The sequence below is a fragment of the Endozoicomonas sp. Z74 genome, assembly GCF_057680865.1.
The window spans coordinates 1-22,213 of the sequence record NZ_JBLYZI010000048.1 but is presented as its reverse complement, the minus strand read 5'-3'; the positions used below and the strand labels follow the sequence as shown (position 1 = coordinate 22,213).

The window sequence follows — 22,213 nt, the reverse complement described above, 5'->3', positions numbered from 1 at the left end:
ATCATGCGCATTCTGCACACTTCTGACTGGCACCTGGGCCAGCACTTTCTGGGTAAAAGCCGGGGGCCAGAGCACCAGGCCTTTATTGACTGGCTTCTGAACACCGTGACCCGGCATAACGTGGATGCGCTGATCATTGCCGGGGACGTTTTCGACACAGGTACGCCACCAAGCTATGCACGAACACTGTATAACCGGTTTATTGTTGAACTTCAGAAGACACCCTGTCAGCAGCTGGTCATTATTGGCGGCAACCACGACTCAGTGGCCACGCTGAATGAATCCAGGGAGTTGCTGGCCTGCCTGAATACCCATGTAGTGGGCGGAGTAGCCAGCCAACCTGATGATCAGGTACTGGTACTCAATGATAACAACGGCCAGCCGGGAGCTGTGGTCTGCGCCATCCCCTTTATCCGCCCGAGAGATGTGCTGGAAAGCCAGGCCGGTGACACCGCAGAAGCCAAACAACAGGCTCTGCAACAGGCCATTGCCGATCATTACCAGACCATCCACCAGCGGGCGAAGGAAAAGGTGGACTTGCCACTTCCTATTATTGCCACCGGTCATTTAACCACCGTAGGGGGGCAGCTGACGGAATCTGTGAGAGAGCTTTACATCGGCACTCTGTCTGCTTTTCCGGTCAGTGCCTTTCCTGAAGTGGACTACATAGCCCTGGGTCACCTCCATCGCCCCCAGACCGTGGCTCAACAGGAGCATATCCGCTATTCCGGCTCTCCCATTCCCCTGAGTTTTGATGAAGCCGGGTCATCCAACAAGGCAGAAAAACAGGTGGTGCTGGCGGATTTTGCCAATGGCAAACTTCTCAAGGTGACCCCCCTGCCCGTTCCTGTTTTCCGCCCGCTCATCAGTATGAAAGGTTCCCTCGAGGCCATAGACCAGCAACTGGGGCAACTGCCCGAATCGCCAATGCTTCAGCCCTGGCTGGAAGTGGAAGTGGCAACGGATGACTATCTCCATGATCTGCAAAATCAGGTTGAACGTCTTCTGGAAGAGAGGGAGTTATCGACCCAGGTTGAGCTGTTGAGGGTCAGAAGGAAGCGCAAGCAAACCTCTGCCAGCTTTTCCAGCCAGCACGTTGGCGAAAACGACACACTGGCTGAATTAACGGTCTGTGACGTCTTTCAACAGCGACTGGCGGAAGAAACACTCACGGAAGAGCAACAGCACCAATTGACGGAAGCCTTTCAGGAAGTTCTCAGCGACCTGGAAGATACCCGGGAAAAAGGCTCTTATGAAAAACAGCCTGCGGTGGTGGTTTCAGAAGGGAGTATGCCATGAAGATTCTCAGCCTGCGCCTGAAGAACATCAACTCCCTGAGGGGGGAGTGGAAAATCAACTTTCAGGACCCGGAATTTACCAGCAACGGTCTGTTCGCCATTACCGGCCCCACCGGCGCCGGGAAAACCACGATCCTGGATGCGATCTCCCTGGCGTTGTATCACCAGACCCCACGGTTGAACACCATCTCCGCTTCCGAAAACGAACTGATGAGCCGCCACACCGGAGAAGCCCTGGCCGAAGTGGAGTTTGAAGTAAAAGCCAAAGTCTACCGGGCTTTCTGGTCCCAGCGCCGGGCCCGGGGTAAGGCAGAAGGCCGACTGCAGGCTCCCCAGGTGGAACTGGCCCAGGGGGATGGCACCATCATTACCGACCGGATTAATGACAAACTAAAAAAGGTCAGTGAGCTGACCGGGCTGGACTTTGGCCGGTTTACCAAATCCATGATGCTGGCCCAGGGAGGCTTTGCGGCTTTTCTTGAGGCCAGTGCCAACGACCGGGCAGAGCTGCTGGAGGAGCTCACCGGCACCGAAGTGTACGGAGAAATCTCCCGACGGGTCTTTGAGCGGATGCGTCATGAAGAGAGCCAGCTGAAACTGCTGAAAGCCAGGATAGAAGGCGTTCATTTACTGGACAGTGAACGTCTGCAAACCCTGGAACAGGAACACAAACAATTAGGTGATCAGCAGGCATCGCTGCAAACAGAGCAACAAAAACTGGGCAGCCAGAAAACCTGGCTGGAACAGCTGGCCAGCAAACAGCAGGAAAAAACCACTGCAGATCAACGTCATCAACAAGCCCTTCACGAGAAGTCCCGTCATCAGGAAGACCTGACACGGCTTGAGGCATCCGCCCCGGCGATGGAAATCCACCCTGTCTACGAGCGATTGAAAGAGACCGAGCAGCACCAGCAGGAAAGCCAGCTCAAGATTACCCGGCAGCTGGCGGAACTCAACGCTTCCCGTCAGCAGTCCAGCGATGCCCGGCAACTTTATGAAACCCATCAGCTCAGCCTGGAACAGGCACAACAGGAACTCTCCAATACAGAAGCCTTGCTGGTGGAAAAAGTCATTCCCCTGGATGAACAGATACGCCAGCTCGAAAATGAACGACAGAGGATCGGCGAACAATCCGGTGCCAGCCATAAAGAGCAAGATCAACTGCAGCAAGCCATCACTGACATCAACACCGGAAAAAAACAACTCTCAACCCATATTGCCCGGATTTCCACCTACCGGCAGGAACACGCGGCCCATGAAAAACTGGGAGAGCAGCTGCCCCTGCTGCGGTCATGGTTCGAACAGCGCAGCCAGCAATACCAGGAACAACAGCAGACTCAGAAGACCATTGAGCAGCACGAGAAAGCCGCTGCCCGGCTCATGGATCAAGAAAGCAAAACCGCGGAACAGCTGCACTCTGTGATTAAGGCGTCAGAAAATCGGAACAGCCTGTTCAAGACCACCGTCACCCAAAGGGAAACCTTGCTCAACGGCTCAGACGAATCTTCACTCAGGGAAAAGCTGCAGACCTGGAATGACCAGCAGCCCCTGTTTTCCCAGTTGGAAAACCTTGGCAGGCAACAGTCCCGTTACCGGGAAACCCTGCAACAGGAACAGGGCCAGCTGTCAGACTATCAGCAACAGCTGAAGCAACAGGAAGCCCAGCTGGAGGCTCTGAGAAAACAGTACAGGGCCACCCAGCAGCATCACAACGATCTGGACAACCTGCTGAAACAGGAGCGGCAAATCACCAGCCTGGCAGAACATCGCCAGCGCCTTCAGGAAGGAGAGGCCTGCCCCCTGTGCGGCGCCACAGAGCATCCTGCCATTCAGGCTTATCAACAGATTGATGTATCCGATACCGAAGCAAGACTCAGTGCCAAAAAGCAGAAACTTGAACAACTCCAGAATCAGGGGTCAGAGGTCAGTAACCGTGTGTCAAAGCTGCAGGCTCTTCTGTCCTCTGCCAATGACAACATCCAGAAAATTCAGCAGCAAACCTCCCTCCTTCAGGAAGAGTGGAATACCCTCTGCCAGAAGCTTGGCCTTGAGTTGAAACCAGACGACACCAGCACCCTGAACCATGGGCTGGCAACCTTCCATCAATCCGGCAAGACCCTCAAAGAGCAAATACATCAGCTGGACCAGCTGAACCAGACGCTTCAGGAGCACCAGGCCCATATTGACCGGCACCAGAAGCAGATGACTGACCTGCAGCATCAACAGGCATTACAGGCTCAGCAAAAGCTCGACCTTGAAAGACAGCTGTCTGAAGAGAAAACACGACTGGCCCGGCATATTGAAACCGCATCCGGGCTGGAAGAGCATCTTCTGTCTCTGACCCACAGCAATCCAGGACTGGAGCTTCCCACACTCAATGATCAGCAGCAGTGGCTGGAACATCAGGAACACCACTGGCAGACCTGGCAAACCTCTACTGAAGAGTTGGAGGCATTGCAGGAACAACTTGGTCAACTCAATCAGCAGCTCGCATTGAAAGGCCAGGAAAAAAACAGTGTCGACAAGAGAGTCCTTGAGCTGGAAACACAACGGTCTGCCCTCCAGAAACAGTCAGAAGACAAGCGCATGGAGCGCCACTCACTGTTTGCAGACAAAGATCCCCAGGGCGAAAGAAAGCAGAAGAAACAACAGCTGTCCGATGCCGAAACCCTTCTTCACAAAGCCCGGCAGCAATCACTGACCGCAGAACAGAAGATCAGCCAGCTGACCGGTGGGTTGGCGGAGCTGGAAAAAGAGCAGAAGACGTTGTCAGAGGCGCTGGACGATGCCCGTCACCACTGGCAGCAGGCATTATCCGGCAGTCCGTTCAAAGAGATCAGTCACTTCCTCCTGGCCTGCCTGCAGAAACCGGAACGGGAAGCCCTGGCCTCCCTGAAAGAACAGTTGGAACAAGCCCTTAATCAAACCCTTGGGCAACTGAACGCCACAGAAACCCGCCTGAGCCTTCACCTGAAAGACTCCCCAACGGATCAGTCCCTGGAGCAGGTCATGGAAAAACTGGGCCACCTGGATAACGATGTGCGACGGATTAACCAGCGTCAGGGGGAAATCAGTCAGGCTCTCCGGGATGACCAGACCAAACGCCAGGAGCAGGCCAGCCTGCTCACCGACATTGAGCAACAGCAGATCCGCCTGGATACCTGGGCACGACTCAGCAGCCTGATCGGCTCCAGCAAAGGCGACCGGTTTCGTAAATTTGCCCAGGGGCTGACGCTGGACCACCTGATCCACCTGGCCAATCGGCAACTGGAACAGCTCCATGCCCGTTATCTGCTGAACCGGAAAGAAACCGACGAACTCAGCCTGGAAGTGGTGGATACCTGGCAGGGAGACACCCCACGGGATATAAAAACCCTTTCCGGAGGTGAAAGCTTTCTGGTCAGTCTGGCCCTGGCTCTGGCCCTGTCAGACCTGGTCAGCCATCGAACCAGTATCGACTCACTGTTTCTGGATGAAGGCTTTGGCACACTGGACCAGGAAACACTGGAAACCGCACTCAATGCCCTGGACCGCCTCAATGCCAGCGGCAAAATGGTAGGCGTCATTTCCCATGTGGAGTCCCTGAAAGAACGGATTCCCACCCGGATAGAAGTCCACAAGGAAACAGGGCTCGGCTATAGCCGACTGGATAAACGGTTTGCTATTTTACCCTGATATTGCTTTTCCCTGATCAGCTCAGGCGCTCTAGCCTGAGCAGGGTCAATTACATTGGCTTTTGAAATATTGAATCTTAAGAATCATTTATTTTTTCATAATGAGTTCAAAAACCTAATTTTGATCTATAAAGATAGTTTGAAAATAACATCTGTTTAATAGATTCACCAGGCAAACAAAGCAGCACAGCAATTAAGGTTAATAGTGTTTTTATTACTGTGAAGAATGAGCCATGATACTCTCAGTGTTTTCCTTAAGTAAACGACAACAGATTGCATATCTTCTGAATATTGTTGCTTTATTCTCAGCTTCCTCTTTGTATGCCTCCCCTACTACGAATAACAGTGATTCAGACTTTTCTTTCCAGGATAAATTTTCAGAAACAACAGCGCAGAATATAGAGCTTAATCACGATAAAAGCACCCGACCGCTTATAAAAATGGAGGGAGGCAATGAGTGCCATGGCTATCTCATCACTCAGAACAAGCTCTTTTTGCCAGAGAGCTGCAAAGATAAAAGCGGCTTATTTCCTGAACGTGCCCAGTTAACCTTTTATGACTGCGAAGAAGGTCCTGTTTCCATTCGATGGCCTGATGGAGCCCTCCAGGAACCACCACCATTGCACCTCTCTACCAATCAAGACGCAGCCATTCTCACTTTTCAGCCCGACAGCCTGTATGATACCTGCTGGGTTAGAGAACATACCGGCCTCAGCCTCGAGCCACTTGCCGATGAAGACATAGAAACTTTGACTGAGTCCGGATCTGGATCCGGCTCAAGCTTATCGGACTCTGACTACGATCATGAACTCCATGAGTTGTCAGGCTCAGGGGATGATGAGGCCATTCCCCTCAGTGAGAACGTGGAGAAGAACGGCCTGGTCAAAGAAGACGCACAGTACAAATCACTCTTCTATATAAAGGATGATATCAAGCAGTTCATTGCCAGGCATACCGGCTGTCACACTATTGAAAAGCTCTGCCACTCTCCGAAAAGCAGTGCTGAACTCAAATCGGAAGATAGCCAACCCGACCTTGAAAGCAGGAATCAGGTCTGTGCTGACCAGGAAAACCCGGAGAGAATCTGTATTTTTCAATACTCTGAAAGCCATCCTGAAGGTCAGTGTGAATGCAAGTTAGCCGACCACCCTGGCATGGAAAAAGCCTCCAAGCCTGTGGCGATTTTATCCTTAAATACCGATGTACACTGGGTCAACCAGACGGAAGGCATTAAACCCGATGAGCAACCGTTCAGGTTACAGGCAAAAAAAACCAGGAAAACCACCAGTACTCCACGAATAGAGAGTGATACACCAGAGCCCAGGGAGGCCTTTCCTGAGAAAGAAGACATCTTATGTCAGTGTGAGGGTAAATCATCAACAACGAACAGCATAGGCTTTTCAGTTTATGAATATGAGCACCCAAATGAAGCATTTAATGGGGAATGTCATATTCCTGGCAAGCAAGAGGGAAGTGAATCTTGCAGTCATTATCAGCTGTTGGTATCCCACTCACCTCAAGGCGCTGCAGCGATCCTTTTAAAAGACGGTACGTTTCAATGGACCACAGAAGCTATCGTAGGGACGGTCTTTGCGGGAGCGATTGCTGTAGCTGTTGTCGTAGTAGGAGTTACGCTTTATTTCAAAACCCGGAAGCTGCCGCCTCTCTATTTTGAGAACCAAGTTTATCAAAAAACCGAACCTTTGCTACCTAAACAGTTATAAACCGCTTGCTGACAGAAGCCTATAGCAACGCGTCTTTCCCTAAACAGTCATCAACCGCCGGACTTCAGCTTCATCCATAGCATCACCAGTACCAGAGAGGGCCACCTCTCCACGATCCCCCCCCCCCCAAAGTACTGAAACGTACTTTCGGGCATGGCCATCAATAGGTGGTCAACGACAGAGTAAACCCATTCTTATAAATCAATATTGTGAAAAGAGCAGAACTTTATGACGAAAGCATGGGAGCTTTTTTTAACAAAGACTTAAATCTAACCTATAGTGATATGGCAATTTTAATCTCTCTTAATTGGGCATTTACCGTTTGTTTTACGAGCTGAGCACGGCAAGTCCCGGGTCTTAAGAGGGCATTCTTCAGACGGGTTCAATCTGAAACCGTCTGAAGAGAGGAGCCATCCATGAATACCAATGGTTCATCGTTAACACCCATCATTCCGTTTTTTCATACCCGGATTAGAAAATGCATTCTGTGTTGTTTATTACTCAGCCCATTTTCTGTTATGGATTATCTTGAGGCAGCTCCACGAACAGCTGACTCAAGAGCGTTCTGGAGCAACCCAATTACCATTGAAGAAAATATCAACAAAGAGACAGGCGAGACGCAGAAGTGTGAGGGTTTCCTTGTATCCAGAGACAGGCTGTTATTATTGGGCGACTGCAGAGGGAAAGACAAAGGTAAATTCCCATCGCACCTTTCGGTTACGTCAAAATGCAATATCAAACACCCCTATTACTATGAAGGTTTAAGGCATGTGCGATCATCTGGGGGGGATGCAGAAATAATTACCGTTCCCTTTGATGAGCACGAGCTGAACTGCTGGATCTCTTCATCAACTGGTTTAACCGTACGGGAAAATATTATACCGGATACGGATGATGAAGATATTTACCTGGCAGATGAAATCTCAGGTGACGGTGCTGGTGATTCTGAATCATCGTCATCAGAGTCAGAAGAGCATCCTGCTTCTCTTAAGAGAAGTGTCAGCCCTGAGATTGGAAAGTTCATCAGACAACAAACCAGCTGTGATGATATTGAACATCTATGTCTTAAGCCTGAAGAAAAACACCTCAATGATCAAGAGGGCTCCCTTCATCACAGGCTGATGCACTCTGTTTGTGCGGATGCCCGTCACCAGGAAAAAAGCTGCCTGTTAAACCACAATCAATGTGAGTGTTATTCGGTAAATGAAACCCATGACCCAGCAGAAGAACCGCTCTATCTATTCTCGTTAGACAACACACAGCGCTGGGTAGAAAAAGGCACAGAGCTAAATGCCCATGAAAAACCCTTCAAGTTTCGTGCAGAAATAACAGGTTCTGGATCAGCTTCAGAAGTTGGCTTATGCAAGTGCCATTCTAAAGAGCACCCTCACGGACATATAGGCTTCACCCTGCTGGATACATCCACACCTGATGGTAACTTCCAACATCAGTGCACTGCTAAGAACTCAGAAGGAACATTTTATTTCTGCGATGATTATCCAATATTAATGGCAAGCTATTCAACCAAGACTGGCTCTGACAATTATGATTACACCCCACTCTATGTCCTAGCCGTTGTTGGAGGCAGCGTTGTGACATTTGCAATTACGGGTGGTGTACTTTATGCAACAGGAGCGGGGGCAGCTATAGCCGCAAAACTAAAGCACGCTTATAGAAAAGTCCCTCAAAATGAACCCATACGCACACCTATATATACAGGTACAGGGAACATCAAATATTCTAAATAAAGATGCGCCAACCTAAACAGTCATCAACCGCCGGACTTCAGCTTCATCCATAGCATCACCAGCACCGGAGAGGGCCACTTCGCCACGATCCAGCACCACAAAGGTGTCGGCCAGGTCGCGGGCAAACTCAAAAAACTGCTCCACCAGCAGAATGGCCATCTCCCCCCGATCCCGGAGCATAGCAATCACCGACTGAATGTCCTTGATGATGGAGGGCTGAATGCCCTCTGTGGGCTCATCCAGAATCAACAGCTCCGGGCGGGTTACCAGTGCCCTGGCAATGGCCAGTTGTTGCTGCTGCCCACCGGACAGGTCGCCCCCCCGGCGATGCCGCATCTCCAGCAACACGGGAAACACATCAAAAATTTCCGGATCAATCCGGCGCCGGGAACGGGGCAGACAGGCAAAGCCGGTTTCCAGGTTTTCCTGTACGGTTAATAACGGAAATATCTGCCGCCCCTGGGGGACATAGGCAATTCCCTGCCTGGCCCGGGCATGGGAAGCACTGCCACCAATGTCTTTTTCCTGCCAGAGGATTTTGCCACTGGAGGGCCTGATCCGCCCTGCAACCGCATTCAGCAGAGTGGTTTTCCCAACCCCGTTGCGCCCCATAACACTGGTCACTTGACCCTTTTCAGCGGTGACTGAAACGGACTTCAGCGCCTGGCTGGCACCGTAAAAAACATCGATTCCCTGAACCTTCAACATGCCGCTCATTACCTCCCCAAATACACGTCAATAACCTTTTGATTGCGCTGTACATGATCCAGAGACCCGGTGGCCAGCACACTGCCTTCATGGAGCACCATGACCGGGCACTCCAGGGCTTTTATAAAGGCCATGTCATGCTCTACCACCACCACACTGCGCTCCCGGGCCAGGTCTTTCAAAAGATCCGCGGTACGAAAGGTCTCCTCGTCGGTCATGCCCGCCGCCGGTTCATCCACCAGCAACAACTCCGGCTCCTGAAGCAGCAACATACCAATCTCAAGCCACTGCTTCTGGCCATGGGAAAGGGATGCACCGGGTGTATCCCTTCGCTCAGTCAGGCGAATCATTTCCATCACCTCTTCAATCCTTTTGGCTCCAACGGCCGACAGGCTACTGAATAGCGAGGCAAATGGAGAGCGGCGGCCCACCAGAGCCAGTTCCAGATTTTCCCAGACGGTCAGGCTTTCGATCACCGAAGGTTTCTGAAACTTGCGGCCAATCCCCATATTGGCCACCTCGGCTTCATCATGCCGGGTAAGGTCAATGTTCCCCCGGAAAAAAACCTCACCGGAATCCGGACGGGTTTTCCCGGTAACAACATCCATCATGGTGCTTTTCCCCGCACCATTAGGGCCAATAATGGCACTGAGCTCCTTCTCCCGGACGATGAAAGAGAGTTCATTCAATGCCCGAAACCCATCGAAACTGACCGTCACGTTGTTTAGATACAACGGCGTGTCGTTGGCGATATGTCGATCAACCATGGTCTGCTAACTCCCTTTTCCCTGCCGGTTGAAGCACTGGCCACTTCGATCGGATAAAGCTCACGCTCTGCTGATAAAGCCCCACCAGCCCTTTTGGCAACCAGAGCGTGGTAATCACAAACAAAGCTCCCAGGGCAAAGAGCCAGGCATCGGGCATGGCCCCGGTAAACCAGGTTTTTGCGTAGTTCACCACTATGGCTCCGATCACTGCACCATAGAGCGTTCCCCTTCCTCCCACAGCGACCCACACCACCAGCTCAATGGAGTTGATTGGGGAAAACTCCCCCGGATTGATAATACCCACCTGGGGAACATAAAGAGCACCCGCAATACCGGCCAGTATGGCTGAGACTGTGAAAGCCACCAGTTTGTAATGCTCAACCCGGTATCCCATAAAGCGCGTCCGGCTTTCCCCATCCCTTACCGCCACCAGCACCCGGCCATACCGGGAACTCACCAGATAACGGCAGATCAGATAACCGGAGACCAAAGCCACTGCCGACCCCATCAATAGCACGACCCGTGTGCCATCACTTTGCAGGCTCTGCCCCAAAATATCCTTGAAGTCCGTCAGGCCATTGTTGCCCCCAAAACCAAAATCATTCTGGAAGAATAAAAGCATCAGGGCATAGGTCATTGCCTGGGTGATGATCGACAGATACACACCGGTCACCCGGGATCGAAACGCCAGCCAGCCAAACAGAAAGGCCAGCAGCCCGGGCACCAGGGCCACCATCACCATGGCAAACCAGAACGAGTCAAAACCGAGCCAGTACCAGGGCAGCTCTGGCCAGTTCAGAAAGACCATAAAGTCAGGCAACTCAGGATTGCCATAGACCCCCCGGTCACCAATCTGCCGCATCAGGTACATGCCCATGGCATAGCCCCCCAGGGCAAAAAAGGCGCCATGGCCCAGGCTGAGAATACCGCAATACCCCCAGACCAGATCCAGGGCCAGCGCCAAAAGGCCATAACACAGGTATTTGCCAAGCAGGGTCACGGTATAACTGCTCACATGCAGCGCCGACGTTTCAGGCACCCACTGGTTCAACCCGGATACCACCAGAGTGACCACCATAATCATCAGCAACAGCCGTTTACCCGCAGGGTCGTTCAGCAGCCAGCGACTCAGTCGCCCCCCTTCACTGCCTTTTTTGCTGCCTCTTGTACTCAAGAGTGTCATGACTTAACCCTCTACCGCCCGGCCTTTCAAGGCAAACAACCCCCTTGGCCGTTTCTGGATAAACAGAATAATGAACACCAGCACCAGAATTTTGGCCACCACCGCACCGGCCCAAGGCTCCAGGAATTTATTGACGACGCCCAGCCCCATGGCCGCCACCAGAGTTCCCCAGAGGTTGCCGACCCCGCCAAACACCACCACCATAAACGAGTCAATGATGTAGTTCTGTCCCAAGTTAGGGCCCACATTGGTCAGCTGGGACAGGGCAACCCCGGCCACACCGGCAATTCCGGAACCCAATCCAAAGGTCAGGGCATCCACGCGACCGGTGCGAATGCCCATGGAGCTGGCCATGGCCCGGTTCTGGGTAACCGCCCGGATATTGAGACCGAACCGGGTGTAACGCATCACAAACAGCAGTGCCATGAATACAGCAAGACTGAATCCAATGATGTACACCCGGTTCAGGGTAAACGACAGCGCTTCATTGATGACCCAGGAACCACTCATCCATGAGGGGGTGGCAACCGCCTGGTTCAGTGGCGAAAACAGTGTTCTAACTGCCTGTTGGAGAATCAGGCTGATGCCGAATGTCGCCAGCAGTGTCTCCAGGGGGCGGCCATACAAGTGCTGTATGACCAGCCGTTCAATAAGCACACCCACGGCACCCGCCACCAGAAATGCCAGGGGAATGGCAAGAAACAGGGACTGATCCACCAGAGAGGGAAACACCGACTGAATGACAAACGTCGTATAAGCCCCCAGCATCATCATTTCGCCATGGGCCATATTGATGACGCCCATCACCCCAAAGGTGATGGCCAACCCAATGGCGGATAACAACAACACAGAGCCCAGGCTCAGGCCAAAGAAAACATTTTCGGCAACGCCGTAGTAGGCCTGCCGCTGGTCAATGGTTGCCAGTGCCCGATCTATGGCAGAAGTTAATTTCGTATCCGGTCCCTCTGAATGGCGGGCCAGAACCGAGCGGATGTAATCGTTATCGGAGGAAGACAAATGCTCCAGAACGCTCAGTTTCATCACCTCATCACCCACCTGAAAATCATTGAGGGCAAGGGCCATGGACAGTGCTTCCCGGACCTCAGGATTGACCTCCCGGTCTTCCATCGCCCTCATCACAGAAACCAGCTGGGGATTGAGGCTTTTCTGGGAGTTTCGAATCGCCGCCAACCGTTTTTCCGGATCCTCTGACTGCAGATCCCAGGTGGCCAGGGCAGCCCGCAAGGCCGAGCGGAGCTGGTTATTGATCCGGGCTTTTTTCAGGGCCCGCTTTTTAACAGTGGCCAATGGCGTTCCACTCAGCGGATCCGTCAGCCGATAACGCTTGTCCGTTGTTTTTTCTGCCACCACCAGGCGGTTGTGTGCTTTTTCTATATAAAGCTGTCCGGACAACCAGTACTGCAACAGGTTCTGACTGGACTCATCCCCGGCAGCAGACAAGTCCGCGACTACCTGTTCCAGCTGCGACCAGGAACTCTTTTCCAGTAGAGGCTGAAGGGTCTTCACAGAGGCAGAAAAAGCACTGCGGGACAATAACAGCAGGACAAAAAGCAAGCAGCCTGACACCAGACGTCTGTATCGATATCGCATAAAAAGGCCTTTTAATGACCGGCTTCCCAAAGGAGGAAGCCAGTCAGCGGCAGAGACTCTTAACAAGAGGTTCTTAACAAAAGAGCGGCTCTCAATAAAAGAGATCAGTAGTTCTGGCCGGAACAGACACCGGTTTCGAGGTTGTAGTTGCCGCACTTCACTGGCGCAGACCAGTCCGCCACAATCTTGGCGCTTTCTGGCAGGTAATCGGTCCAGGCATCGCCAATCACCCCACCCTGGGTTTCCCAGACAATCTCAAACTGGCCATCCTCCTGGATCTCACCAATCAGAACCGGCTTGGTCAGATGGTGGTTGGTGTTCATAACCGCAGTACCACCGGTCAGATTGGGCACGGTGATGCCATACATGGCGTCACGAACGCTGTCCACATCCGTGGTTCCGGCTTTTCTGGCCGCTTCCACCCACATGTTAAAGCCGATATAGGTGGCTTCCATGGGATCGTTAGAGACCCGCTCCTCATTCTTCACAAACGCCTGCCAGGTCTCGATGAACTCATCGTTGGCCTCACTTTCTGCGCTCATGAAATAGTTCCAGGCCGCCAGATGGCCCACCAGAGGGGAGGTATCGATTCCGGACAGCTCTTCTTCACCCACGGAAAAGGCAATCACAGGAATGCTTTCCGCAGATACGCCCTGATTCCCCAGCTCTTTGTAGAAAGGCACATTGGCATCGCCGTTCACCGTGGAAATCACCGCTGTCTTTTTACCGGCACTGCCGAACTTTTTGATATCAGCGACAATGGTCTGCCAGTCCGAATGACCAAAAGGTGTATAGTTGATCAGGATATCCGCGGCTTTCACCCCTTTACTTTTCAGGTAGGCTTCCAGAATCTTGTTGGTGGTTCTCGGGTAGACATAGTCCGTGCCAGCCAGGACAAACCGCTGGACGCTGCCCCCCTCCTCACTCATCAGATAATCCACCGCAGGAATCGCCTGCTGGTTGGGGGCGGCTCCCGTGTAAAAGACGTTTTTCGAGGACTCCTCCCCTTCATACTGAACGGGGTAAAACATCAGGCCATTCAGCTCTTCCACCACCGGCAGTACGGATTTTCTGGAGACGGAGGTCCACCCGCCAAAAATCACATCCACCTTCTCTTTGACCAGCAATTCCCGGGCTTTCTCAGCAAACAACGGCCAGTCAGAAGCGGGGTCCACCACCACAGCCTCCAGCTGTTTGCCCAACAAGCCTCCTTTTTTATTCTGTTCTTCCACCATCATAAGAACAGTGTCTTTTAATGTGGTCTCACTGATGGCCATAGTGCCTGAGAGCGAGTGCAGAACGCCCACCTTGATGGTATCCGCTGCCTGGGTCATCACTGAAATAGACAGAGCGGCGGTAGCCACCGAAGCTCTCAACAATCCTTTACTCAGTTTTTTTAATTGACGCTTCATATCGCCCTCGTTGTGTTGGTTTTTTTATTGCAGTGCGGGTATGTGGGAAGCAGAACAGCAAGAGGCGTGCCATTGGATGTTTTGTATGCTGATCACTTCCGTAAGAAAGGCTTAAGATCGGGACTTCAGGAACCGTTAATGGCTTAACTGCCTCACAGGCCGGGGCTTGACAATGTCTGCCATATTTCAGAGCATCCGGCTCACCGTTTTGGATCATGCGCACCAGAATAAAGCAAAACAAATAACCAAATGGTCAATAATGAGCTGTTTCAAATGCATCAATAAAAGCTGATACCAGCAGCAACAGCGGGGAGCAGAGAGCCTGGAATGGCTTTTGCTATTTAAGCGTTCCAGGCTTCCCAGCCTCAAGCATAAAAACAACGGCTGATTATCAATAAAGGCCCCAATAAAAAAGGCTGAAGTATGCGGCTACCGTCTGATGAAGTGCTCAATCCTTCCACTGAGGATCAGTCCAAGGCTGAAACCAGAGCGGCAGGCTGGATCGCCGGCATTGATGTTGAGCTGTCAGCAGTGAACGGCCAGACCCGGATGGGCAGAACCCGCCATTATGGCCCCCTGCGGATTCAACGGCCTTTCTGGCCGGAAGGAAAAAGCCTGGCCCACTTGTACATTCTTCATCCTCCTGGTGGCCTGGTGGCGGGCGATGAGCTCAACCAGTTCTTCTCTGTGGCCAGGGACGCTTCCGGCCTGATCACCACCCCGGCGGCTGGCAAGGTGTACTTCAATGGCAACGGCCAGCAGCAAAAGCAAACGACCCATCTGAGCGTCAGTGACCAGGCCTCAGTGGAGTGGCTCCCCCAGGAAACCATTATTTTTGATGGGGCACAGGCTGAACTGAATACGACCATTGAGCTGTCTGGCACAGGCCAGTACGCTGGCTGGGAGATTATCTGCCTGGGCCGAACGGCCAGCGGTGAACAATTTACCCGGGGCAATCTCACCCAGACGCTTTTCCTGAGCCGTGATCACCGCCCCCTGTACCGGGAAAGACTTCAGTTTGATGCCACCTCCGGTTTCCAGCGCTCTCTGCTGGGACTGAATCGTCACAGCGTCTTTGGCTCTTTTCTAATGACGCTGGATAAAGCACCGGACGTTCCGGCATTGCATGCATTCCTTGAAGACAACCATTGGCAACAGGTGACCGCCATTACCTGGAGGGCCGGTGTGTTAATTATCCGTTACCTTGGCAACTCATCAGAGCAGGCCCGAACCGTGTTTACCCACCTGTGGACAAAAATAAGACCGCTGTTCAATGGACGGGAAGCCTGCTGTCCCAGAATCTGGAATACCTGAGCAAAATCCGAATAACACCATAAGAACGGGAGCCCTTCCATGGAACTGACCCCAAGAGAAAAAGACAAGCTGCTGCTCTATACCGCCGCACTGGTTGCCGAGCGACGTTTAAACCGGGGCGTAAAACTCAACTACCCGGAATCCATCGCTCTGATCTCCATGCACATCATGGAAGGGGCAAGAGATGGCAAGTCCGTGGCCCAGCTGATGAATGAAGGACGGGAGGTGGTCCGCCGGGAAGACGTTATGGAAGGTATCCCGGAAATGATCCATGAAGTGCAGGTTGAGGCCACTTTTCCAGACGGTACCAAGCTGGTCACCGTCCATAACCCCATTGCCTGAGGTGCCGTCATGTCTCATAAAGCGTCTGATACAGAGTCCCCACAAGGGGTTATTCCTGGTGAAATCATCGCCTGTTCAGAACCCATTGAGCTGAATTCAGGCCGTGAAACCCTGGCTCTGACCATTGCCAATACCGGAGACCGACCAATCCAGGTGGGCTCCCACTACCATTTTTTTGAAACCAACCCGGCCCTGTCCTTTCAACGTGAAAAGGCCCGGGGGTTCCGACTGAACATTCCAGCAGGAACCGCAGTGAGATTCGAGCCAGGACAGGAGCGTCAGGTTGAACTGGTCCGCTTTGCCGGTGAACAGAAGATTTACGGGTTCCGCGGCGAAGTCATGGGTTCGCTGTCAGCACACCCGGAGGAACAATCATGACGACCATCGACCGACAAACCTATGTGGATATGTTTGGGCCTACGGTGGGCGACAAAGTTCGCCTGGGGGATACCGAACTGTTTATCAGCCCGGAACAGGACTACACCGTCTATGGCGATGAGGTGAAATTCGGGGGCGGTAAAGTGATCCGCGACGGCATGGGCCAGAGCCAGCGAGCAGGGACAGAAGTGGCCGATACGGTAATCACCAACGCCCTGGTTCTGGATCACTGGGGCATCGTCAAAGGGGATATTGCCATCAAAGGCGGGCGAATCCAGGCCATCGGCAAAGCGGGTAACCCCGATGTTCAGGAAGGAGTAACCATCATCATCGGCCCAGGCACGGAAGTGATTGCCGGTGAAGGCCAGATTGTCACTGCCGGGGGCGTAGATGCCCATATTCACTTTATCTGTCCACAGCAGATTGATGAAGCCCTGACCTCCGGTGTGACCACCATGCTGGGGGGAGGAACCGGCCCGGCCACAGGAACTAACGCCACCACTTGCACACCCGGAAGCTGGCATATGGGCACAATGCTCCAGGCTGTGGATAACCTGCCCATGAACATTGGCTTTCTGGGCAAGGGCAATGCCAGCCTGCCAGAAGCACTGGAAGAACAGGTACTGGCAGGAGCCATGGGACTTAAGCTTCACGAAGACTGGGGCACCACTCCGGCATCCATCGACTGTTGTCTGTCGGTAGCTGAAAAGTACGATATACAGGTTGCCATTCACACAGACACCCTGAATGAGTCCGGATTTGTGGAAGATACCCTGGCCGCTTTCAAGGGAAGAGTTATCCACACCTACCATACGGAAGGGGCCGGTGGTGGACACGCGCCGGATATTATCAAAGCCTGCGGTGAAAGCTATGTACTACCATCGTCCACTAATCCTACCCGACCCTACACCATCAACACAGTGGATGAGCACCTGGACATGCTGATGGTCTGTCACCATCTGGACCCGAACATTCCAGAAGACGTCGCCTTTGCGGACTCGCGGATTCGCAGGGAAACCATTGCCGCAGAAGACATTCTTCATGACCTTGGTGCCTTCAGCATGATCGCATCGGACTCCCAGGCCATGGGACGGGTAGGAGAAGTGATCAGTCGGACCTGGCAGACCGCCCATAAAATGAAAGTACAGCGTGGCCTGCTGCCAGAGGATCAGGCCTCAGCTATGGATAACTTTCGGGCGCGCCGCTATGTGGCAAAATACACCATCAATCCGGCCATCACCCACGGCATAGCCCACGAGGTGGGTTCCATTGAGCCCGGAAAACTGGCTGACCTGGTGCTGTGGAAACCGGCCTTTTTTGGCGTCAAACCTTCACTGGTTTTGAAAGGCGGGGCCATTGCAACCGCCCCCATGGGCGACCCCAATGCTTCCATCCCGACACCGCAACCGGTTCACTACCGCCCCATGTTCGGCGCCATGGGACAGGCTGCTGCCGCCACATCTCTGTCGTTTGTTTCCCAGGCCGCACTGGCTGCAGGAGTTGGCGATCAGCTTGGCCTGAGAAAAACCCTTTCCGCCGTTTGCAATACCAGGAGCGTCCGCAAAAAAGACATGGTGCTCAATACCTGGCAACCGGAAATGGAAGTGGATCCGGAAACCTATGAAGTCAGAGCCAATGGAGAACTGCTGGTGTGTGCCCCTGCTGAAACCTTGCCTCTGGCACAACGTTATTTTCTGTTTTGAGGATCGTCTATGTTGAAGTTGGTTGAACGTCTTCCCCATGACAGCACCGGTTCTGATAAAAACACGCTCGTTTATGATGAACTGATGCTTCCCTTTGATAAGCGTAAACGAGGGCGACTCAGAGCCGTCACTGTTCAGGGAAAGGAAGTGGGTATTTTTATTGAGCGGGGGGAAGTCATGCGCGATGGCACCCTGCTGAAAGCCGAGACCGGCGAAATCATCCGGGTCAGGACCCGTGATGAGGCCGTTACCACGGCCCGGTGCTCAGACCCACTGACCTTTGCCAGAGCCTGCTATCACCTGGGCAATCGTCATGTTCCCCTGCAGGTTGGCGATAACTGGCTGCGTTACCAGGTCGACCATGTGCTGGATGAAATGGTGGCATTACTGGGCCTGGACGTCTGCCATGAGCAGGCGCCGTTTGAACCGGAAAATGGCGCTTATAGCAAAGGTCATGGCCATCACCACAGCCATGGGCACCACCATGAACATCACCACTGAGTCGCTCCTGAGCCTTCTGCACTTGTCCAGCCCGGCCCTGCCCGTTGGTGCTTTTGCTTACTCTCAGGGGCTGGAAACCGCCATTGACCGCCAGTGGTGTCATGATCGACAGACCACTGGAGACTGGATCAGTGAACTGATGCGCCAGGGGATGACCAGGCTGGATGTACCGGTGTTTTTTCGATGCTACAAGGCATTTGACCAATACAACCGGCAAAGTGTCACTGACTGGAACCATAGCCTGCTGGCCTTCCGGGAAACCCGCGAACTGTACGACGAAGATTGTCAGGTGGGGAGAGCATTCTGTACCTGGCTCAAATCCATGTTCCCTGACGAACCTCGTGCCAGCTGGTTGGACACACCCTGTCAGCCAGCCATGTTTGCCCTGGCCAGTCTCTGCCAGGGGGTTGATGTTCACAGTGCCGCCACCGGCCTGCTCTGGTCCTGGTGTGAAAACCAGGTTACGGCAGCCACCAAGGCTGTCCCCCTGGGCCAGACCGATGCCCAGCATATTCTCAAACGACTGATCAGCGAAATCGACCCGGCCCTGAAAATGGCCGAGTCTCTCGAAGACCATGAAATCGGCAACAACCTGGTGCACTTTGCCATGGCCAGCAGCTGGCATGAACAGCAATATTCACGGCTGTTTCGCTCTTGAAAGCGAACAGAAAACAAACAGCCAAACGGTAAAAGGGCCGGAAAAGGCAGCCCTCCCTGAACCATGAAAGTGTCTCAAGAATCTGAAAACGGCATTTTCATACTATAAAAAGGATAACGATAATGACTGCAACAGATAGTCCCAACTCCCAACCACCCCAGACGTTACGGGTAGGCGTCGGTGGCCCGGTGGGCTCAGGAAAAACCGCATTGCTGACCAAGCTCTGTGCGGCCATGCGGCATCACTACAACCTGGCGGTGGTCACCAATGATATTTATACGAAAGAAGACGCACAGTTTCTGATCCATCATGAAGCCCTGGAGGAAGACCGGATCATCGGAGTGGAAACCGGAGGCTGCCCCCACACCGCCATCCGGGAAGACGCCTCAATGAACCTGGCTGCCGTGGATGAACTCTGCCAGCGCCATCCCGGACTGGATCTGGTTCTGGTGGAATCCGGCGGTGACAATCTCAGCGCGACTTTCAGCCCGGAATTATCGGATTTGACCCTCTATGTCATTGATGTGTCCGCCGGCGACAAGATCCCAAGGAAAGGAGGCCCGGGCATCACCCGCTCTGATCTGCTGATCATCAACAAAACGGATCTCGCTCCCCATGTTGGCGCCTCCCTTGAGGTGATGGATCGTGATGCACGGAAGATGCGGGGAGACCGCCCCTTTGTCTTTACCAACCTGAAAGCCGAAGAGGGTGTGAAGGACATCATCCATTTCATCATCGAAAAAGGCATGCTGGAAGCCAAAATGCCTGAAGAAGAACAGCATACACAGAACCAGGAAGAGGTGGCTTAATCATGTTTACAAAAACCCGTTTATTGGCAACTGCCGCAGCCATGCTATCTACATCGGCCATGGCTCACCCGGGAGACCATTCAACTGGAAGTCTGATGTCGTCAATATGGCACCAGATCACAGAGCCGGACCATCTTTTATTGGTGGTTCTGGTCGCCGCCGTCGTGGGGTATGGCATCAAGATACTGAGAAAAAGAAAAGCCTGAGCATTTACAGGGGGGGGCACTTACCGTTTCCCCGGTGAATAGTGTGGGTACCAGAGTCACTTTCTGTTTTCAGAAGGTGACAACTTGGCCTCAAGGCGGGATAATTTTTTCAGTACTTTCCTGGCGTCCTGACAAAATAACTCCTGCTCAAACGCAGCAGAGGTCAAGCCCTTATAATGAACGGCCCCCTTTCTTTTAGACAGGTCCCCTGTTTCATGTATGGGCATTAACCGCCTCAATTCATGGAGCGGGATTTTACCACGATTGGCTTTTACCAACCGGCTGAGATGTTCTCTCAATGGAACTGAAACACTGGGATTCAGGCACCGCCATTCCAGCAATAGGGATGAAAGTTTCCGGGCATCTTCACCCTCAACAAACCGTGGATCTCCTAAATCGTTACCACCACTGATGGCTACCTTGATGGTTTTCTTCCCTATAACCTGGCCATTTTCCCCTAAAACATCGACCTCTTTTGGTACTCGTTGTATTCCTTTCTTTTTGGCCTGTCTGCCAGGACTTTTACTGACCTGCTCTTTCAGAAGATCTTCTATCTGCCAAAGCAGCATCAGATGCTTAAGAATATCAGAACGAGTTATCTCCGCCGGGCCAGTACCCGGTTTAAAAAACTCACCGGCAACACCGACCTTTTTATCTTTAAACTTGCGCTTCATTTTTTTAAACTTCTTCATTTTTTTTCTTATTTTTGAGTCCACCTCATCTTGCTTATGATCAACACGGCCATCAACAGCAGGATCCTGCTCTTTTTCCTGACCTATCAAATCCTGGTCAGAGCCTTCAACATATCCAGAGTCGTTTGATTCCATCGAATCATTCCGTTCAAGGAAAACTCTGGGCGACTCATTATAACAAGATGGGAATTCATCCATATTAAGTTCAGGTGACACTATAACATCTGCGGACCTTTGATTAAGATCGCCTTCCAGTCTTGATTGACTCGAATAATCAGGAATAAGAGGCTCCACATCACTGCGGCTTTGTACATTGTAACCGGCAAATAATGCCACAAGGCCTTTAAAAAATGACTTTATCACTCCATCATTATCGGCACGCGCCTGGTGAAAAGCTGCGCTACAGGCTTTGAAACCACGATCATAATGTTGAAAAGAATCCATTGATAACCAGACCCCACTCTTTTTTCAAATTTTTATTAATTAGACAATAAAGCCAAGAACTCCTGCCTCACCTTTTCAATATTGGATATGGCCTCTAGGTTTCGTTTCTTCATAGCAACGTCACTTTCTTTATGCTTTTCTGTAAACCGTTCTTTCATAAAACTATCTTCCGGCTCAACAATAAACTCACTATCTTCACTATCAATCGTCATTGGATTCAGTTTTACTGTCCAATAAACGCTACCTGACACAGGGGCTTTAACAACACATTTCGCAACACCATCCTTATCACGGTACCTAAGAACAGGAAAACCTTTTTCAGGTTTTCCTGCTTTATCCTTATAGCCATATGCGAACCATCCAGTTTGTTCCAAAGGCTGTTTCGTAGCTTTCTCATCAATCACAAAATGATTTGGCTTTCCGCGGATAACCTTATCCTGATCCAGTCGATACACTGAGAATTCATAATGGTCCTCTTCCGGGCTAGAGTCTTTTTTTCGCTTGTATGGGAGGAAGCCAACGGTCTCCATCGCCGAAGGGTCTTTCACGACATAGTAATCATCAGTTCCTCTCACGATAACGGGAAAATCAAAATACTTGTCCAAATAATCCTTGAAACCAATCATCCCATGAGGAATATCGCCATACTGTTTTTTAATGATGGCTTTTACTTTCTCTTCAAGGGCAACCATATCTCTTGCATCAACAACTCTAATATCAGGTTTTGCTTTCACTTTAACAACAGTTGGGTGAGGTTTTTTTCCCGCATAAGTAAAAGCAACACGAGTCTTATCACTCAGATAAAGGCCTTTCCCATGTAACTCCTGGCCTTTATTTATACGACTATTATGATAAAAGGTTTTTTCTTTCATCATATTTTCCAGATGTTTTCTTTCACCCTCAAAGTCCCCACCCCAGGGCAAAAACATGATCAAGAATCAATCAGCCCAAGCACTTTCATCATATAGTCTTCATCCCAGCCACAGGTTTTACGTTTGTTCTTGATACCAGCCTTCACTGAAGTATCAAGCTTGAGAAGGT

The 22,213-nt window shown here is 51.9% G+C and carries 19 protein-coding genes; 12 read left to right on the top strand and 7 right to left on the bottom strand.

Annotation, left to right across the window (positions count from 1 at the left end; translation table 11 throughout):
• Positions 1–3: 3 nt before the first annotated feature.
• From sbcD to ACNRUY_RS14540, 4 genes are all read left to right on the top strand, one after another.
• Complete coding sequence (sbcD, locus tag ACNRUY_RS14555; RefSeq protein ID WP_488112362.1) at positions 4–1,299, top strand: exonuclease subunit SbcD; 1,296 nt, start codon at positions 4–6, stop codon at positions 1,297–1,299.
• A complete protein-coding gene (locus tag ACNRUY_RS14550) occupies positions 1,296–4,973 on the top strand; it encodes an AAA family ATPase (protein ID WP_488112361.1) in 3,678 nt (1,225 codons plus the stop codon). Before sbcD ends, ACNRUY_RS14550 begins: the two co-directional genes overlap by 4 nt.
• A gap of 439 nt (positions 4,974–5,412) precedes the next feature.
• Positions 5,413–6,696, top strand: a complete 1,284-nt coding sequence (locus ACNRUY_RS14545) for a hypothetical protein (protein WP_488112360.1) — start codon at positions 5,413–5,415, stop codon at positions 6,694–6,696.
• A 416-nt stretch (positions 6,697–7,112) separates the two neighbouring features.
• Positions 7,113–8,444, top strand: a complete 1,332-nt coding sequence (locus ACNRUY_RS14540; RefSeq protein WP_488112359.1) for a hypothetical protein — start codon at positions 7,113–7,115, stop codon at positions 8,442–8,444.
• 12 nt (positions 8,445–8,456) lie between these two features.
• Here the strand turns inward: ACNRUY_RS14540 and urtE are convergent, their stop codons facing one another.
• The 5 genes from urtE to urtA form a co-directional block, all read right to left on the bottom strand.
• Positions 8,457–9,152 (bottom strand): urea ABC transporter ATP-binding subunit UrtE, encoded by a 696-nt coding sequence (gene urtE / locus ACNRUY_RS14535; RefSeq protein WP_488112384.1) that lies wholly within the window; start codon positions 9,150–9,152, stop codon positions 8,457–8,459.
• Positions 9,153–9,160: 8 nt separating this feature from the next.
• Positions 9,161–9,919 carry an urea ABC transporter ATP-binding protein UrtD gene (gene urtD / locus ACNRUY_RS14530; protein ID WP_488112358.1) on the bottom strand — a complete coding sequence of 253 codons (759 nt, stop codon included), beginning with the start codon at positions 9,917–9,919 and terminating at the stop codon, positions 9,161–9,163.
• Positions 9,912–11,003 (bottom strand): urea ABC transporter permease subunit UrtC, encoded by a 1,092-nt coding sequence (gene urtC, locus ACNRUY_RS14525; RefSeq protein WP_488112383.1) that lies wholly within the window; start codon positions 11,001–11,003, stop codon positions 9,912–9,914. The genes urtD and urtC overlap by 8 nt, the downstream gene beginning before the upstream one ends.
• Before the next feature lie 102 nt (positions 11,004–11,105).
• Complete coding sequence (gene urtB, locus ACNRUY_RS14520) at positions 11,106–12,713, bottom strand: urea ABC transporter permease subunit UrtB (protein WP_488112357.1); 1,608 nt, start codon at positions 12,711–12,713, stop codon at positions 11,106–11,108.
• Positions 12,714–12,817: 104 nt separating this feature from the next.
• Positions 12,818–14,047, bottom strand: coding sequence for an urea ABC transporter substrate-binding protein (urtA, locus tag ACNRUY_RS14515; protein ID WP_488112382.1), 1,230 nt, complete (start codon positions 14,045–14,047; stop codon positions 12,818–12,820).
• Between the two features lie 501 nt (positions 14,048–14,548).
• On the opposite strand from urtA, the gene ACNRUY_RS14510 reads away from it, so the two are divergent.
• The 8 genes from ACNRUY_RS14510 (at position 14,549) to ACNRUY_RS14475 (ending at position 20,036) form a co-directional block, all read left to right on the top strand.
• A complete protein-coding gene (locus ACNRUY_RS14510) occupies positions 14,549–15,439 on the top strand; it encodes an urease accessory protein UreD (RefSeq protein ID WP_488112356.1) in 891 nt (296 codons plus the stop codon).
• A gap of 39 nt (positions 15,440–15,478) precedes the next feature.
• Positions 15,479–15,781: an urease subunit gamma gene (locus ACNRUY_RS14505; RefSeq protein ID WP_488112355.1), complete on the top strand. Its 303-nt coding sequence runs from the start codon at positions 15,479–15,481 to the stop codon at positions 15,779–15,781.
• Between the two features lie 9 nt (positions 15,782–15,790).
• The gene (locus ACNRUY_RS14500; protein WP_488112354.1) at positions 15,791–16,159 is read left to right on the top strand and encodes an urease subunit beta; all 369 of its coding nucleotides are present in this window, start codon (positions 15,791–15,793) and stop codon (positions 16,157–16,159) included.
• Positions 16,156–17,862 carry an urease subunit alpha gene (ureC, locus tag ACNRUY_RS14495; protein ID WP_488112353.1) on the top strand — a complete coding sequence of 569 codons (1,707 nt, stop codon included), beginning with the start codon at positions 16,156–16,158 and terminating at the stop codon, positions 17,860–17,862. Before ACNRUY_RS14500 ends, ureC begins: the two co-directional genes overlap by 4 nt.
• 9 nt (positions 17,863–17,871) lie before the next feature.
• Positions 17,872–18,363: an urease accessory protein UreE gene (gene ureE, locus ACNRUY_RS14490; RefSeq protein WP_488112352.1), complete on the top strand. Its 492-nt coding sequence runs from the start codon at positions 17,872–17,874 to the stop codon at positions 18,361–18,363.
• A complete protein-coding gene (locus tag ACNRUY_RS14485; RefSeq protein ID WP_488112351.1) occupies positions 18,269–19,021 on the top strand; it encodes an urease accessory protein UreF in 753 nt (250 codons plus the stop codon). The genes ureE and ACNRUY_RS14485 overlap by 95 nt, the downstream gene beginning before the upstream one ends.
• A gap of 122 nt (positions 19,022–19,143) precedes the next feature.
• The gene (ureG, locus tag ACNRUY_RS14480) at positions 19,144–19,830 is read left to right on the top strand and encodes an urease accessory protein UreG (RefSeq protein ID WP_488112350.1); all 687 of its coding nucleotides are present in this window, start codon (positions 19,144–19,146) and stop codon (positions 19,828–19,830) included.
• Between the two features lie 2 nt (positions 19,831–19,832).
• Entirely contained in the window at positions 19,833–20,036 is a 204-nt protein-coding gene (locus ACNRUY_RS14475) for a HupE/UreJ family protein (RefSeq protein ID WP_488112349.1), read from the top strand.
• 56 nt (positions 20,037–20,092) lie between these two features.
• Here the strand turns inward: ACNRUY_RS14475 and ACNRUY_RS14470 are convergent, their stop codons facing one another.
• Both ACNRUY_RS14470 and ACNRUY_RS14465 read right to left on the bottom strand, forming a co-directional pair.
• Positions 20,093–21,172, bottom strand: coding sequence for a hypothetical protein (locus ACNRUY_RS14470; RefSeq protein WP_488112348.1), 1,080 nt, complete (start codon positions 21,170–21,172; stop codon positions 20,093–20,095).
• 35 nt (positions 21,173–21,207) lie between these two features.
• On the bottom strand, positions 21,208–22,044 hold the full coding sequence (locus tag ACNRUY_RS14465; RefSeq protein ID WP_488112347.1) for a hypothetical protein: 837 nt from the start codon (positions 22,042–22,044) through the stop codon (positions 21,208–21,210).
• Positions 22,045–22,213 lie beyond the last annotated feature (169 nt).